Below are 701 nucleotides of genomic sequence, written 5' to 3' on the forward strand. Positions count from 1 at the left end.
ATATAATTTAAACAATTGATCTGCTAAATGTTCAATGTCACCATCTCTAGCTATAAGACCGCCACCAGTTTTTTTTATTATTTCTGGTGCTCCTCCTGAATCTGCACATATAACAGGAGTACTAACAATTAAAGACTCAATTATAACTCTTCCAAAAGGCTCGTTTTTAGAAAAATTAACAGTAACATCTGATTGACTCATTTTTAATAATGGTTCTTTTGTTGCGCCTTTTAATTCAACATTTTTTGAAATATCTAAATCATTAACTAATTTCATAAGTGATAGCTCGTATTCTGAGCTCCCATCGACTGAAGTATCCCCAAATATATTTAATTTCCAATCTTTTATATTATATTTTTCTTGAAACTTATGGGCAGCCTTTATTATTAAATCAAACCTTTTCCATTCTGTAATTCTTCCAAAGCTTCCAATTGTGAATACTTGATTTCTTTCTGAAAAATAGTAATCGTCAGTATTTATGCCATTATATACGACTATAGCTTTATTAGAATGGAGGTTAGATAAAGTAGATTTAACATAATTTGAAATGCAAACTACTTTATCAACAAATACAGGTAATAAATTATTATAAAATGGGCTTTGAAAGCTATCACGATGATGCCATATTTTTTTGATTTTCTTGAATTTAAAGGGTATCAAAAACCACGGAGCCCTCCAACCGTTGGCATACAGAACATCTA

The 701-nt window shown here is 30.1% G+C and carries 1 protein-coding gene; it reads right to left on the bottom strand.

The features are described 5' to 3' along the window. The coding region (locus CHH91_RS00025; RefSeq protein ID WP_176465600.1) for a glycosyltransferase family 4 protein at positions 1-660 on the bottom strand (660 nt) is incomplete at its 3' end. Positions 661-701 lie beyond the last annotated feature (41 nt).

Origin of the sequence: Virgibacillus sp. 7505 (genome assembly GCF_002272135.1) — a bacterium.
In the GTDB taxonomy this organism is placed as follows: Bacteria; Bacillota; Bacilli; order Bacillales; family Amphibacillaceae; genus Terribacillus.